Origin of the sequence: Bacillus cereus group sp. MYBK108-1 (assembly GCF_051917185.1) — a bacterium.
GTDB lineage: Bacteria > Bacillota > Bacilli > Bacillales > Bacillaceae_G > Bacillus_A > Bacillus_A cereus.
On record NZ_JBQAHZ010000010.1, the window covers coordinates 109,811 to 126,592 of the forward strand.

Sequence of the window (16,782 nt, forward strand, 5' to 3'; positions counted from 1 at the left end):
TCTTTCACTTAAGCATATCCCTCATACTCTATTTTTGTTTTCCCCGAAACTGCACTCACTTAGTAAAAACATTACTTTCATCACAATTGTATCGAGATAATATAGCTCTTTAATTTTATCTTCAGAAAGATGATAACCTCCCATCAACAATATGCTAGGAGGTTATTACAGTTATTTTAAATTTGTTTTTATTTTAATGGATTCGATTTTTACAAATAATAATGTTATTTAATGTGAGAGAAGCGAATACTAAAAACATACTGCTTAATAACTCGTAATTAAGTCTTCACCCTCATATCTAGGGTCTTTCTCAACTTTACCATCTTTTGTTTTGATGACTTTTAGTCTACCTAACCACTCTGCTCCCTTATATGTCTCTTCACTTACCCATACATTATGCTTTTTACCATCTACCTCAACTACTAATGTGGGGTGTGTAAACATGAATTCCTTCTCTACATGCCTACCTACAATTTCTGCATGTAATGATGTACCTTCTTCAACTAATTTACTATTTTGATACCCTTCGATAATAGGTAATCCAATAAATACAAAGAATATGAGTCCAAATACGATTACTTTCTTCTTTGTACTCCATTTATTCTTTTCTTTCAATTCCTTCTGTCTCGCTTCTCTTTCTTCGCGTTCCTCCAAACTCTCATTTAAAGCATCTTCCCATGCCTTAATTTCCGCTTCAATTTCTGCTTCAGCTCTTGCTAGTTTTTCTAGTTGTTCATCGGTTGCTACCATCTCATATGAGTTATCTCCAACCAAACGAATTTCAGTACCATTTTCTTTTACTTTTCGCAAGTCTTTTTCTGTACAATTAAACTCTCGAATGATTTCCCCTTGTGTGTTTACCAATCTAACGTAAATGTTTTTTTTCTCCTTCTTCTTAAACATCTGCACTCCCCCTTATTTGTTTCCTATCATAGATAACCCTATTGCAATTAAGAGAAAGAAAACGATAATAAGGAAAGTCTTCCCTTTGCTTAATTGTGTTGTACAACCTTCCAAGACAGCCCATATAAGAATTGGAAAAAGAAGAATACCTAGGAAAATATCAACTAACTTGTTGCTACTCTTCTTTAGTGGTTTTTCTTCTACTATCGTTTTTATCTGAACAGCTTCTTTTCTTATTTGTTTCGGTTTCTTTTTCTTGCGTCTATGATTCACCCAACTTACTCCTTTTAGAATAACTTTTTCCTAACTATAAAAATACCGAAATATCCCCATTTTCATCGTACAGGATAAAAAGTATAAATTCTCATTAATACCATTTTTCAAAACATCTATTTTATTTTTTAACAAACTCATTCCGCCACATTTTAAACTTAGCTGCAAATTGACCTTCAATTCTTCAAAACAAATCAAATCCCTTAGAATGATTTATTATTATGAAAAGACTTTTCATAATTCACATAATCTTGCTTCGCTTTCCTCTTTAACTTCATACTGTCACCAGTTACTCTAGGCATTTTTAGTTTCATTACGTTCCCTTATTGTTCCTATCATAAATCCTAAAGCATCCTCAGGACTCCACCAATGTTTATATATCACCCGGAATTTATCTGAATCTTCTTTTTACATTGCACATTCAAGTGTCCCACCTTTAACTACATTCATTTAAATCATGTAGATTAAATATAAAAACCTTCTCATTTTAATGAAAAGAGAAGGTTTTCTTGCTGTTATACATTCATGCCATATTCAGAACTTTCCCTCTTCAAATAATGTATTATAGTTGTTAATCTTTGAAATTTTATTTTCGCTATTAATTTAGGCATTTTTACTTTTCTTAAAAAATACCAAATATGCAAATAATGACGAGATTAAGAGGAATACACCCGCCCCTATACCCTCATATATTTTAAAATAAACAGCAGCAATTATCACAAATATTGACATTGTTATTATTAGAATCATTGTATATTTCATTATAAATTCTAACGCTTTATATATAGATACTATTGTCCTTTCAAAAAAACTTTTCTCTGTTTTCAAAACATCCCGCTCCTTATTCAAAGTAACACCTTCCTCTCTTTACAAATTGATTTTTGAATAAACTTTTCCCTTCAAAATAGCAACAAAGCGAACTATAGAACGTAACTACTACCAATACAGAATGATTCAACTGAAAATCACATGTCGAAATATTAAGTTAATTATATGTAGATTTGAGAACGAAAAACCTCCTCATTCTAACGAGAAGAGAAGGTTTTATTTATGTTATTTCCCCAAACCCTATTCAAAACTATTTCTTTTATGATATTTCCATATTTTAAAAATCACAAGCTTAAAATATTATTCTTCATTAAATACAGCAATCTTCACTTCAACATACTGTAAAGACTCATCACCGCTAAACACATGATAAATTGGCGAGGCTAAATTCAGATTATTATCCTCCATATACTGAAGCATTTCACCATATACCTGCTCTGTTAATTTTTCATAATCTCCCGTATATCGTTTCATGAGCATCTCATCAACATAATAATAGCTCCTAAATTGAAGTGTTTCTGATGTTAGAATTTTATCTTCATTTACTGGCATGAATAATTCAACATACATATTTTCATCAGATGGTATATTTTTCAAAGCATAAAACATCGGACCTTTTACTGTTAAATTCGCTGTTGCAATTTCTGACATAAAATGTTCAATTGCTTCTTCCATATCTTTGTAATGAAAATAGTATTCTTTCGAAACAACATTTGTATACGCAATACTTTGTCCTTCTATTATCATTTTATTGTTTCACCTACTTCTATAATAGGAGCATAAATATCTAGCCACATGTCACCGTATACGTCTAAACATACGTGATAAAAACCGTTTTCTAATTTAATATGATGCTGTTCTGCAAACTCATGTATTAAATTATAAGCCTCTTCAATATCACCATCTTCATCAGTAAATCGAACACTTAATGCCTCTTCAATAATTAATCCATCAACATACTCATATGCAGAATTCTCTCCTAATTTAACACGTTCATTTACTGGAACAGAATATGTATATTCGCCGTACTCTGGTTCATTTTCCAATGGCTGATATTTAAAAAGAACGGGACCTACAGCATATATTCCATTATGAACAACTTGATTTCTCAGTGCGATAGCAGGTAATAACCAATCTTCTTTTTTTACAATTTGGGTAATGCTAATTAAATTTAAGAGTGATAATGCTTTATATTGAATTTTCATAATACCTACTCCTTTTACTATACCTTCTCTTGGCTATATTTTTTATGTTTCTTCAAATGTCACTTACGCTCTCCTTCATATTCCTTCCACATTATAGTAAATGACAAACATTTAAATCTACTATACTCATTTCCTTTACGCCTTACGTTTTGATTTACCTTTTTTATTTTTCTTTTGATATCTTGGAGACTCTCTTTTATGTTGCTCCCATGATATGTTAAATGAAGGGAACTTAAATCTACAATACATTAATAGTTGAAATTCAGCTGCACCGACAGCAATTGTATACATTAATACAGTACCCACTACATAAAGGACTAAAACATCGAACGCATAATTAGTATGAAAATAAATCAAAACAAGAAGGGTTAGTGCATATAGTGTAGCCCACTTCATCACATTCCCCTTTGTTTTACTAAAAAATGAGGTAGATCTTTCATCCTTACTGAACGCACCTTCACTCGCTTGTTTAAATGTATCGATAGTTGTCACAATGTGAACAGTGACTGCTCCTAGGAATAACATACCTACATATATTAATGTAATTCTGTCAATTGAATCCTCCGAAATTCCAGGAAGAATCAACGCTGTGAATGTTATAGTACCTAATTGAAATGCATATAATAATATTACAAAAGTTTGTAGTTTTTGTAATTTAAAACACACTTTTGGAAATGAATATAGAATTAAAAACATTATTTGTAAGCTATATAACACAATTTCAATTTTAACAATTGTTTTGTCAAAGAAAGTATTATAATACTCCAAGCCCCCCATAAAAATAAAAAACATAAATACTGAAGTATAAACTATCCCTCCAATAAAGAAAACCATAGCACCTTCAGGGCTTAAACGACTGCTACATGTTGCTCGAAATCCATCTAAATCTTCTTCTTTTATATCCCACATCATCTATCTGCACCTTTCGTGTAGTCTGATTACCAAAATATAGATTTAAGTTTCTCCCCTATTTTAAATTTTTCTTCTATCTTTTCAGTTACATTTTTTACTCCTTTTTTAGCAAGATCAATCGCACTGTCCCCGCCAAATTTTTTCCATTTTATATTTGCTACGGCTGTAATACCTACTGCAACACCAGCCCCAACCACAGTACCAAGCGGCGGAAGGAAAAATGATCCTGCTACAGCACCAGCTGCCATAGCTCCAGCATTCGCTCCAATATCTACAGCTGAATCTGTTGCTATATCCACTACATCTTTTAACTGCCAACCGCCTTCTTTAGCATCAACAACATTACCTCCAACTGACATAACCGCTCCAAAAATACCTGCTCCTTTCAAGAATCCGCCTGCTTTACCCAGGCCTTTAAACGATTCTTTCCATTTCATAGGATTAATATCCTTTAAGCCGTCTGCCCAAGCAGCTTTAAATGAACTCAGTCCTTTTTTCCCAATCGCGGTAGGCAATCCTTTGTTCTCCCGATCCATCCGAAAATCTGCGTAATTTTGAAACTCTGGTAATTTATAAATATTTCTGCGTGCCTTTTTTATTTGTTCCTTTGTTGTTTTCAAACCCTCGAATTTAAATTCTAATTTATCCTTTAAATATTTGAATAAAACGTCATCTTTATTATCCATTTTAAGTATTCTTTCTGCTAAAACCATATCTTCTTTCTTAGAAGTCGATAATGTATATGCCCCTTTACCTTTTCGGCCTTTAGGATCAAAAAGGACTTCCAAACCCAATTTCTTTGTAACATAATGCATACGTATGTAGGCATTTAAAGTAGCCTTAGCTCCCTTGTTCCCAATATCAAACTTAGTCATGCCATCTGCCAATCCCTTAATGATATTTCCAATTGATGCGTCAGCTAATAACTTCCCTATTGAAGCGATAGACAAATTCCCATTATTCACTTTTATTTGTTTCATTCCCTCATCTATTTTACGCATTAATTCATCAAACTCTTGCAGGTCACTTTGCTTACTGTTATAAGTCTCTAATTTTTCTAATGTCTCACTGATTTCTTTTTGGCTTTTTACAGCGCCTTCAGTGATGCTTGATGATGATGGATATTGAATTGCGACGATGTCACTAATCGTACCTACTGTTTTTTTCGCCTCTTCATTAGAGTGGCTAAATCCCTCACTATATCCATTAACTTTTTTCTTTACATCATCCAAATAACTTCCATGAATTTTTGCATCTGCATCACTGTCAACCTCACTGTTAAACTCCTCTATTGCTTTTTGAAATTGACTTTTTAACATTTCCGTTGTAACTGTAAATCCAGTGATAACAGCTCCATGAACTGTAGATAAATGATTCTTAATAGTATCAGCAGCTTTCCCTTGAAAAGAGTTAATTTGTGTAAAGTCCTCTATTTTTTGCTGCAATGTTTCCAAATGTTGATTTAACTCTTCAGCACTTGAATTAAACCGCTCTTGCAGTTCTTTTACTTCTTGTAACTCTATGATTTTGCTCATATTTTCTCCCTCCTATCCCTTTACATAGCACGGTGAGCTGAACTGTCTTTCAAATCTTTTCCAAGCTTTTCATCTTGCTGAACCATTTCTTGTCCTGTTTGCTGAATTCTACTAATATCCTTTTGTAGTATTTGTTCATATTGCTGCACTTTTTTCGATAACTTTTCAATCGCTTCACAATATTTTTTCAGTTTACTTAAATTCGTACGATGTAACTGCATACCATTAAATTTAGTCTTACCTAAATCACTAGCACCACTTTTCAAATCACTTACTTTCGCATCAAATACCCCTTTATTTAATTTAATTTCCCCCATTTATCATTTCCCCGCCTTCTGTACTTCTACTTGAATACTAGCGTCAACCATTGAAACACTTCTACTTAGAGAAAGAATACTAGACTCCCATGTAGCGATTTCTCTTTCAAGCCGCCGTATGGCTTGATCGATGTCTTCTTGTACTCTCCCTAGTTCTCCGATAAACTTCCCTAAATTCGAAATAACTTGTTGTTCATACGTTTCTTTAAAAGTAGTTGCTCTTTGCCCTTTCCAACTACTCTCGTTTATTTCTAAAGACTTAAACTGCTCTTGATTTTGTTTAATTGCTTCAAGATTATTTACAAATTTCCCCTTAGCAGTTATTAGCCTTCGTAGTTTCATTTGTAATTCAGCCAATTGCCCTTGTTGATGACTTATACTACTTAATAAACCCGATTTTTGACTATTTAATTCCTCTATCCCCATGCAAATCCCCCCTTAAATAGTTGGCACTTTAATTCTAGTAGCAAAACGATTTTCAACAAAATACCCTTCAAATGGATTTAATTTTGTACTACTTAGATCTTTATTAGATACATCGAAGACCATTTGGCCTGATGATTTTCTAAGTAAAATAACATGAGATTGCGTTTTTATTGTTTTTGAAACTAAGTCGTATCGACTGTCAATGGAATCAACATCACAGCCAATTACGAAGTGGATGCCCATAAATGCACCATTTGTTATTAATTCCGCTAAACTATATATATCGCTATCTTCTAAATTACTTAAAATATCATTTACATCTGCAATTACGATTACAATCGGCTTAAATTTCTTAATAAATTCTGCCGGGTTCACTGTTTCACTTGATGCTTCCTGCTCCTCTTTAAACGCCGCTTCTCTCGATTTATAAGCGTTTGTAACTTGTTTAATCGTTTTCTCAATTCCTGTTTTTTCAGCTACATATAAAGCAGCGCTCTCTCTATAGTTTGAGAAATTTCGTGTTCTTGTATCAATTAAACCTAGGTCAAAGTGTCCACTGTCTGCTAACTGTTGAAGGAATTGATGAACTACATTTTCAACTTCATCTTTCTTAATTCCCCCTACAACAATATTAGACGCTTCCGTTAAATCTAATTCGAGAGGCGTAACGTTTTCTGTCTCTACACCAAATGTTAGTTTGCCTGCTTCAATAATTTTTCTTGTTTCTGGCCATGCAATAAATTCCTTGTATTCCAGAACTTCAGGTACCATAGGAATTGCTTTCGGTCTTTCTCCATCCCAGAAGGAATCCATCTCTTTTCCTTCAGCTTGTATATTTTCAATTCGAGTAAGGACATCTTCTCCATTTGTCGGTAAAGCTGTTTGGAAGATTGTTGGTTCGTCAATTTTAACTAAACCACGGCCTGCTAATTCTTCAATTTTTAACTCTGTTCTTCCTACAATAGCTCTAGATTCTGCCTCATCTATCATATATAGAGCAATTTGTAGTTTAATATTTGTATTTACTTGTACTCTCAATGCATTTTGACGTGTAGCCGTAAGCATTAAATGAATTCCTACTGCTGCCCCTTCACGTACAATTTGTGCAATAATGCGTTCAAAGTCTTCGACAAATCCAGCTTCTCTAACAGCATCATAGTTATCTAACGTAATTAATATTGTTGGTAATACTTCTTTACTAGCTCTCTCATACATTTCAAGACTCGCAACACCATATTTACTTAGCAATTGCTTTCTATCTTTTAATAGGTCTTCTATGCGACGAAGAAACTTCTCGCATTTTTCAACTTGATCTAATGTAATGATGTCTGCCACATGCGGTAATGGTTTTAATGGCATTAAACCGTTCGTTCCGAAGTCTAATAAATACACATGCAAATGCTCCGGACTATGCTGACGAGCTACATCCATAATGACTGATTGTAAGAATGTTGATTTTCCGTAGCCTGGGCTTGAGAAGACCGCTACGTGTCCGTCTTTACTAATATCTAGTGTTAATGGTGTTTGTGATTGTAATTCAGGCTGATCTAGTAGACCAACTGTTGCTTTTAATGGTTTCTTTTCTTTCGTCCATGCCTCTTTGAACTGAATAGCATGTAAGTCTTGTAAATATACGCTTTCTGGAAGTGGTGGTAACCACGGTCTAGCTAACGCTTCAATTTCATTTATTTCTGCGTAGTCGTGAATGTAGTCAATAACAGCATCCAGTTCAGACGGTACGCTTATTACTTCTTTACTGCTACCAAGTCCACTTAAGTCTTCACTTAATATTTCATATTGTCCTAGATCATTTATTGCATAGATTGTTGCATCTAAATGTTCTTTATCCTCTTTGTTTTCTACATAGTCTGCTCCGCTCCAAGCTGATTGGAATAGTTCATAAATTTCATTATTCCCAACTTGTAAGTAAGCACGTCCTGGTAATGTAATTTCAGCAGCATCCGGTGTTTTTAAAATTTCATTACTATCTGACGTATTTTGAACTTTTAATGCTAGTTTGAATTTCGAGTTACTCCAAATTTGATCATCTACAACACCACTCGGTTTTTGCGTAGCTAATATTAAATGGATTCCGAGCGAACGACCGATACGCGCTGTTGAAACTAACTCTTTCATAAACTCTGGTTGTTCTGACTTCAGTTCCGCGAATTCATCACTAATTAAAAATAGATGCGGCATCGGTTCACTTACTAAGCCTTCTTTATACAGTTTTTGATACTGATTAATATGGTTTACATCATTTTCCCCAAATAAGCGTTGTCTTTTTTGCAATTCAGCTTTAATTGATGCGAGCGCTCTCATACTTTGCGCTCCATCTAAGTTCGTAATTGTTCCTAATAAATGCGGTAAGTTTTTGAATAAATTCGCCATACCGCCGCCTTTATAGTCAATTAGTAAAAAGGCTACTTCGTACGGATGGAAATTAACTGCTAGAGATAAAATGTACGATTGTATAATTTCCGATTTACCTGAACCGGTTGTACCTGCTATTAACCCGTGTGGTCCGTGTGCTTTTTCGTGTAAGTTTAAGTTTACGATATCTTCTTTCCCACGTAATCCAAGTGGTACAGCTAAAGATTTATGCGCTGCATTTTTCTCCCAGCGACTTGTGATATTCAGTTCTTTTACTTTTTCAACGCCGTACATTTCTAAAAATGTTACGCTTTCTGGAATACTATTTTTTAAGTTTTGCAAATGATTTAATGGTGCTAATGCCCGCGAAATATCTTCTAAATTGAATCCTTTTGGCACATGATTTAGTTTAAATTGACGGTTAACAAGTTCTCCTTGTTCTAAGATGATGTTCCCTTGTTTTGCATCTCTTATGTCTATTACCGTTTTCACATGCTCCGGTAAACTTTGCATAACATCTTGTACAAATACAAGTGATACACCTAATTGACTCGGATCATCATTAAAGAATTCCATAACAACATGGTCTAATATTAGTTTTTCATCTGTAATGAGAACGACATAGTGCGGTGCAAAGTACATTTTTTCATTAGTAGAACTTTTTTCATCTAGTTTTAATTTTCGTTCTTTCAATATTTGATACAAACTATTTAACACTTGATCACGGCTACGATCATGGTATACAAATCCACGTACATTTATATCGCGAACACTTCCATGAGGTAACCAGCGCATCCAATCCCATTTTTCTTTTTCTTCTTCCGGAAAAATAGTAATAAACTGCAAGTCATAATAACTATGGAATAAAGCCGTTTGTGCAACTAATAATTGTAATTGCTCTAACACTAAAGAGCGTTGACCAATATAACCGACTGGTCCATTCATTAAATCTGTTACAACTGGTACATCTTCCAACGATAGATAACGCTGTCTTAGTTCACGTGCTATATCAATTAATTCATCTTTCGTTTGACTAAATTCTTCTTCATTAAATTGAATTTCAAAACTCGTATTAGCTTGTCCTGTTCCAACGCTAAATGTTAAGAAATCATGATGTAACATTGTTTTTTCATAAATTCGAGGATTTACTTGAACTGCCATATTACGTATTACTTCTACATTTGGATTGTGATAATGTAATGCGTGACGCTGTTTTTCACTTTCTGCATGTAAATCTTTCGTTTTTTGTTTTATATACTCTCTATAGCTTTTATCTCGTTCAACAATATCGATTTTATATTGCTTTAAATTTTTTATATACGATGTGACAGAAACAATGATTGTTACTAATGTCATCGCAATCGATGCGATAATAAACATTCCATATTTCATGAAAATAGCAAGTAATACGGTTACGACAATCATGACAAGTGAAGGTGCAATGATTCTTGCTAAATGCTCCGTTGGTTTTGATGGCATACTTGAAGGCTTTGCAATTGTCATTTTCTCTTCTGGTTCACGGTAAATAATACGTGGTGAACGATGATAGTCTGGATAACCACTTTGATAATTTGTTTCTGATTCTACTAAAATAGGTAACTCAGATTTCACTTTATCTTCTGAAGAAAGTACTTGAATGTCTTCACTACCAATCTCCAATAAAATACCATCAAAATATAATACGTCTCCTGATTCCAACATAACGCTATCTTTTAACTTCGTATAATTATGAAATACATCCCCGCCATACACGTTCACTTTAAAAGAATCGTACAACGTTTCGCGAGATAGCATTAAATCGACACTAGTCCCGGTAATAGAAATATCATCGTAATCGTTTTGACTCACTGTAAGAGAATGTTTCGTTCCGATATCAAACACTCTAGTTGTGCCAACAATAGATATAAAGATTTTCAAGCTCACATCTCTTGTTTTCCCAATCTCAATTTCCTTATTAAATTCTATTAACTGATCCTGTACCATCCAAGCATTTACTTCATTATTCCACTTTAACTCTACTTCTTGTTCTAAACTTGGATTCGTAATATTATTTGTCCACTCTTTTCCAATCGACACTATTGATTGCTCATTTGGATGTAATGTGCACTTATATATTTTGTCTCCATAAGTCAATACTAATAGTTGCTCCATCCGTGTTCACTGCTCCTTTTCAACTGTCTCATCAAGTGCTTACTCTTTTTTCTCCGTGTCCGACAAATTTTTATCGCTTGATGAATTGCCATATTTCTTTTTATATTCATCTAATTGTTGCTCATATGTTTTTAACTTTTGATCACGTTCTTCCCCTGATAAATCTGGATTATTTTTCAGTGATTCAATTTGTTTAACAAGGCCGTACATAATAAGCTGAGGATCATCAAGTGTCTTAGCTAAATCTAATGATTTATCAAAATTACCTTTTCCGTTATACATCCAATACAGCAAATACTTTTCATCACTTTTCAAACTAATGTTTTTCATAATCGATTTCTTTTGAGCTTCACCTAGTTTTTCAGCTGTAATGTATGCAAATGCTAACTCATATTTAGATGCAATCGGTAATGATTCAAACTCCTCCTCATTCAATTGCGTAATGACTTTGTCATAATCAGTTGCTATGAAACTTGCATTTGCTTCTAACAATTTATTTTGATAAGGAAATTTTATAAAAGTGAAATATATTAAAGGAGCAGCTAAAATAACTGTCGCCGCTATGAAGGAAAAAGCTAAGTATTTAAATGATTTATAGCTTTTTTTAGGTACTAACTGCATATTTTTTTCTGTTTTTGTTTGTTCCTTCTCAAAGCTGTCATCAAGAAACTGCAGTAATGCATCTAAGCTTTCCATTTGAGCAACGGTCTGTTCAAATGTTGTTTCTTTTGCATCTTTTAGTAACCCAGCATACAAATCATCAAAGTTATGTTTTTGGGAGAATAAAGCAATAATTAGACACTTATATTGTGTTAAAAATTGCTCTTCTAATAACGGGGTTGGCGGAACAATATCTCGAATTCCTCTATGTATAATACTTGGTATTAAATTAGCATTAAAAACTATATTGTCTGGATGTAAAAAGAACGTGATTCGTTTATTTAAATATTTACGAAACTGCGCAACATTCCGAAGTAGTCTTAATTTCTCATTTCTTCCAAAACGGCTAAGATCGTCCCACTTATATAATTTTTTATCTACTTGATATAGAAACGTAAACATATCATCCGTTTCTTCTATTGTTAATGGTACAAATTCAGATGATTCGCCCGTAATTATATCGAATTGACGGAAGTCTTTTATACGTGTTTGAGATTTGGTCATCTCCAATTTCCAATTTTCTTTTTCTATTTGAAATTGATAGTTCATTGCATCAATTTGAATTATTTTTTCCGTCATGTTTATCCTCTTCTCCTTTTCTTTATAACCCGTAATAACTTATTTTCAAATAACTAAAAGTAAAAAATATTCTTTATAAAACTTGCAAAATATCTCCATCTGTTATTTGGTGATCAATTAAACGATCATTATCTGTTAAAACAATTGACTTATTTTTCACTTTAATCACAAAATGTGAACCTTCATGATTATCAATCTTTAGCGTATCTAATAAGTTTTTCAATAAATATTTAATAGATTGATGATTCGGAATACGCAAATCATATGTATTTCCATTCCATTTACTAAAATCTACTGTCACATTGATATGTGTTTGTATTGCCATCGCTTTACCTCCAACTTTTACGAAGAACCGTATAAATACCGATGCAAATAAGTAGAATGCCGCCGCCAAATAATAATATTATTGTTATACTAATTGGCTCTTCATTCATTGTTTCATTACTCGCTACTTCATCTGCACTTTTTCTGACAATGTATTCACTGCTAAATAAACTATTTTTCGTATCTTTAACACTATTATTCTCTTTTGGTTTTGTAAAAAGAGAATCTCGCAAAGCTTCCATATCTTTTTGTTCTTTCTTTTTCTTTTTCTCAATTTCTTCCTCTATATCTTTGTTAAATAACTCAATCGATGCTTTATCTAATTCTGTTTCTTTATGTTCCTTTTTATTTTTTTCTTGGTCGCTTTCTTCAAGTCGATCCACTTTAAACTTAATCTTCCCATCATCACCAAGATAACTGTCAGCCGCGCTCCTTATCGGTAGCGCGACAAACAGTAAAAGGATAGAGAGAAATGATAACTTAGCCACTATGCTCCATTGTTTGATCATTTACTTCTTTTTCCTCCCATTTCTTATGCCATACAAATAGATTACTAACCAATCCAATAATGGCAATTACAAACAATACGACAAAAATAACTTTCCCAGTATCTTTACCACTAATAAAATCATTTAGAAAACTTTCTATATACTGAAGCGGTGAGAATTGACGTATCTTTCCGACAGACGACATTTGATCTACTTTACTTCCAACTGCCTCAGTTAAAAACAGGTACATGCTTAAAAATACTAATAGTATAAACATTCCTACCATTTTTATTTGTCGTAATAAGTAGGTTGAGACTAATACAAACGCCATCATAATAAATGTGATGAACGCAATCCATAGTAAACTTTGATCCTGACCAAACTTTAAAAGACGCCCAGAAATGATACCTATACTAATCCCTTCCACAATTGATATACCGAAAGCTACTACTGTAGTTGGTACATTCATATCAATTAATGAGAATTTCTCTTCAAAATGATCTGATTGCATTCGTTTCTTTTCTTGATTCGCAATTGCGTATGCTGTAAATAATGCAACAATGAAACAAGTTAATACAATTAAGTATGGTGTAAAAGCATTTCCTGCTACAATTACTCCATCATTTTGCTTTTGAACTGGACTAGCTAAAAAGTCATATAGCATCTCATTTTGACGATCTCCAATACGGCTATTCGCTAAAATTTTCGTAAAGTTTTTGGAGAATGATTTATCATCTTCCATTTTCTTCGTAAAGTCATTTAATAATAAATCAGCTTTTGAAACAATTGTCGTTCCGCTGTCTTGAATTTCTTTTGCTTGTCCATTAATTTGATCAAATGTTTTATATACATCGTCTGAAGTTGCTAAACTATGCTTCGAACTTTCGACCAATGACTGACTTTGCATCATTAATGATTTAATACCAGAATCTAACGATAAAACAGCTGTTTGCTCACCAGCATGATTTGTTGTTAATACTTGCTGCTCTTCAACTAGCTTTAAGCTATTCTCACGCCATTTCGCTAAACCTTTTAAATACTCTCCTAAATTTTCATTCATACTAGTTGCTTGTTGCGTCGTTCCATTTAATTTCTCCGCTAGTAGCATAGAATTTTGATCCGCACTAGTAATAGATTGTTGATAAGAGTTTATTTTTTGTTTTAAACCTGACATATCTTGTTTTATTTCTGTAGTAATACTTGATGAAACAAGATTTGAAATTAAATCAATTAAGCTTTGTTTATTTAATACGTAGTACAAAGATTGATCCGTCGCAATTGCATCTAAACTTCCCTCTTCTAACTTAGGACCTACATCTTTCGTTCTTAAATCAATCCCATAATACATTTCGTAAAGGCTCATTAAACCTTGATAACTTTCGACTGTATCTACTGCTTCTTTTATTAATACACTGGAAGTAATATCTGTTATTTTTTCTGTTTTTTGATGTATAACTTGATTCGTTGTACTTTCAATAGTTTTTGAATTGCTACCGTTATCTGTCCCAGTGTCTGGCTTCTCTCCTGTATCAGGTTTTTCTCCTGTGTCTGGCTTCTCTCCTGTATCAGGTTTTTCTCCTGTGTCTGGTTTCTCTCCTGTATCAGGTTTTTCTCCTGTGTCTGGTTTCTCTCCTGTATCAGGTTTTCCTCCCGTGTCTGGATTTCCTCCTGTATCAGGTTTTCCTCCTGTGTCTGGATTTCCTCCCGTATCAGGTTTTCCTCCTGTGTCTGGATTTCCTCCCGTATCAGGTTTTCCTCCTGTATCAGGTTTTCCTCCTGTATCAGGTTTTCCTCCTGTGTCTGGATTTCCTCCCGTATCAGGTTTTCCTCCTGTGTCTGGATTTCCTCCCGTATCAGGTTTTCCTCCTGCATCAGGTTTTCCTCCTGCATCAGGTTTTCCTCCTGTATCAGGCTTTACACTGTCACCATTATTACTCTGTTCTGTTTTTTGAATAATAGGCGTTTTAGCATTGTGTACTAACGGCATTATGCCATACTGTGATTTATGAACCACATTTTCCACCTTGCTGTTTTCAGTTTGTGTTCCTTTATCCTCTTTATTAGGTTCTTCTTTTTCAGGACTAGTTTCTTTTTTATGAGTCCCGCTCAATTCCCACTGCCATGTTACAGGAGAGAAAACATCTATATTGATGTTTGGATCTTTTAGCTTCACATGCAAGCTAATCTTTATATCACCTTCATTACGAGGAGCTATTGTAATTTCTCCTGCTTCGCTTTGAAGAAAGTCACTTGTACGATCCACATCATCAATATATAAAGCTTCTGTACTTCCATCTAGTTTAAACTCTTCTGGAATACTTATCTTCAAAATTTGCGGAGATTCCATTTTAATTACTTTCGCAGTATCACTAAATGTAATTCCCTCTGTATAAAGTCTATCCTTCACTTCTTTAATGGCGTTTCCTAAAGATATTTTATTTACAGGATCATAATAAAAATTATTTTCTTTATTATATTTTTTTGTAAATTGAATTACATTTTGCAGTTGTAATTTCGTTGTATCTGGTAAATCACTTTGACCGATTTCTTCCATGTTTAAACTAGGTAATTTCGCAATTAAATTCTCGATTTGTTTCTTTATTCGAACATCTGGTTGTTTCATTAATGTATTTATGAAGATTTCTTGCTTTCCATCATTCGACATTGATTGCTTTAATTTCTTAATTACCGTATCTTGAATATCACTTTCTAACTTTCCTGCAAGTTCTGTATCATATTCAGACACTTGTTTTTTTACATCTGCTAAATATTTTTGAATTGCTGAAGCATCAGTTAAAATATTCGGTTCTTTCTCTGAAAACGTAAATTGATTTGAAATAATTTTATTAGCGGATTCCAATGCACTTAATTGCTTTAAAGCATCGCCTGCATTCATATCATTCATATATTGATTGAATTGATTTGTGAAATTATTCGCTAACAAATTGTTATCAGTTTGCATTTTTTGAAAGTTATTAAAACCATCTAAGTACATACTGTTAGATTTATTCCCTTCATCTAACGCTTGACCGAAACCTTTTAAAACATCCTGAAATCCTTTGAAACTATTAACAGAAACACCTGTATAATCTTGTACTGTTTTAAATTGATTTGTGTAATTTGCTAACGGACTATGTATATCTTTTTTATACATAGTTGTTTGAACGTTTCCTTTTTCAATTATTTTACCTATATTATCTTGTGCACCTTGTAGCTTACCGATAATACTCGCAAAATAAACGTCGATTATTTGCTTATTGAAATCTTCTAAAATAACGGAAGCTGTATTTTCTGCCTCAGCTTTCAAATCCTTATTCCCAGTTGCATTTACTTTGTAGTTTAAAGTTAATTTCTCCGGAATCTCTGAATCAATCGCAACTGCTTTCCTAGAAAAATCATTTGGAATAACAATCATCATATTGTAATTATTATTTTTCAATCCATTTTCTGCTACCCCGCGACTAACTACGTACCATTCTTGTTTCGTATTTTTATTTACATTTTTAACAAATTGATCTCCAAACGCTATTTTATTGCCCTCAAATACAGTGCCCTGATCTTCATTTACCAACGCAACTGTCATTTTTGGTGTAGTATTCTCATTAGCTTTCTTAACATTTTGATTTAATGCTAAATAGGAGACCCCTGTTGATAGTACAAGAGCTAAAATAATAAACAACAAGATGCTCCATTTGAACTTTTTCACTACTTATCACTCCTGCGACTGCGAGTCTATCTAATGAAAGACTTCGTATCTTACTCTAGTTTTAAAGTAATTTAGCCATACAACGTATGGTTGCATGGCTAA

The 16,782-nt window shown here is 33.3% G+C and carries 14 protein-coding genes; all 14 read right to left on the reverse strand.

The genetic code is table 11. From position 1 onward, the window contains the following. Positions 1-264: 264 nt before the first annotated feature. Positions 265-903 carry a hypothetical protein gene (locus ACTFSL_RS16040; protein ID WP_119683230.1) on the reverse strand — a complete coding sequence of 213 codons (639 nt, stop codon included), beginning with the start codon at positions 901-903 and terminating at the stop codon, positions 265-267. Between the two features lie 12 nt (positions 904-915). Then, complete coding sequence (locus ACTFSL_RS16045) at positions 916-1,176, reverse strand: hypothetical protein (RefSeq protein WP_097998241.1); 261 nt, start codon at positions 1,174-1,176, stop codon at positions 916-918. A gap of 603 nt (positions 1,177-1,779) precedes the next feature. Beyond that, complete coding sequence (locus ACTFSL_RS16050; RefSeq protein ID WP_046392640.1) at positions 1,780-2,025, reverse strand: hypothetical protein; 246 nt, start codon at positions 2,023-2,025, stop codon at positions 1,780-1,782. 279 nt (positions 2,026-2,304) lie between these two features. Then, the gene (locus tag ACTFSL_RS16055; protein WP_088230460.1) at positions 2,305-2,751 is read right to left on the reverse strand and encodes a DUF5085 family protein; all 447 of its coding nucleotides are present in this window, start codon (positions 2,749-2,751) and stop codon (positions 2,305-2,307) included. Next, a complete protein-coding gene (locus ACTFSL_RS16060; RefSeq protein WP_000701787.1) occupies positions 2,748-3,209 on the reverse strand; it encodes a DUF5085 family protein in 462 nt (153 codons plus the stop codon). The genes ACTFSL_RS16055 and ACTFSL_RS16060 overlap by 4 nt, the downstream gene beginning before the upstream one ends. Positions 3,210-3,344: 135 nt before the next feature. Beyond that, positions 3,345-4,118: a hypothetical protein gene (locus ACTFSL_RS16065; RefSeq protein WP_119684184.1), complete on the reverse strand. Its 774-nt coding sequence runs from the start codon at positions 4,116-4,118 to the stop codon at positions 3,345-3,347. A 29-nt stretch (positions 4,119-4,147) separates the two neighbouring features. After that, complete coding sequence (locus tag ACTFSL_RS16070; RefSeq protein ID WP_119683229.1) at positions 4,148-5,656, reverse strand: T7SS effector LXG polymorphic toxin; 1,509 nt, start codon at positions 5,654-5,656, stop codon at positions 4,148-4,150. A 20-nt stretch (positions 5,657-5,676) separates the two neighbouring features. Continuing rightward, positions 5,677-5,973, reverse strand: coding sequence for a TIGR04197 family type VII secretion effector (locus ACTFSL_RS16075; RefSeq protein ID WP_000503886.1), 297 nt, complete (start codon positions 5,971-5,973; stop codon positions 5,677-5,679). A gap of 3 nt (positions 5,974-5,976) precedes the next feature. After that, positions 5,977-6,399, reverse strand: a complete 423-nt coding sequence (locus ACTFSL_RS16080; protein ID WP_119683228.1) for a YwqH-like family protein — start codon at positions 6,397-6,399, stop codon at positions 5,977-5,979. 12 nt (positions 6,400-6,411) lie between these two features. Then, positions 6,412-10,923, reverse strand: a complete 4,512-nt coding sequence (gene essC, locus ACTFSL_RS16085) for a type VII secretion protein EssC (RefSeq protein ID WP_119683227.1) — start codon at positions 10,921-10,923, stop codon at positions 6,412-6,414. 39 nt (positions 10,924-10,962) lie between these two features. After that, on the reverse strand, positions 10,963-12,162 hold the full coding sequence (essB, locus tag ACTFSL_RS16090; RefSeq protein ID WP_000136612.1) for a type VII secretion protein EssB: 1,200 nt from the start codon (positions 12,160-12,162) through the stop codon (positions 10,963-10,965). Positions 12,163-12,235: 73 nt separating this feature from the next. Further along, a complete protein-coding gene (locus ACTFSL_RS16095; RefSeq protein WP_001007571.1) occupies positions 12,236-12,487 on the reverse strand; it encodes an EsaB/YukD family protein in 252 nt (83 codons plus the stop codon). A gap of 4 nt (positions 12,488-12,491) precedes the next feature. After that, entirely contained in the window at positions 12,492-12,995 is a 504-nt protein-coding gene (gene essA / locus ACTFSL_RS16100) for a type VII secretion protein EssA (protein WP_000595655.1), read from the reverse strand. Then, on the reverse strand, positions 12,967-16,680 hold the full coding sequence (gene esaA, locus ACTFSL_RS16105) for a type VII secretion protein EsaA (RefSeq protein WP_240440584.1): 3,714 nt from the start codon (positions 16,678-16,680) through the stop codon (positions 12,967-12,969). The genes essA and esaA overlap by 29 nt, the downstream gene beginning before the upstream one ends. Between the last annotated feature and the right edge of the window lie 102 nt (positions 16,681-16,782).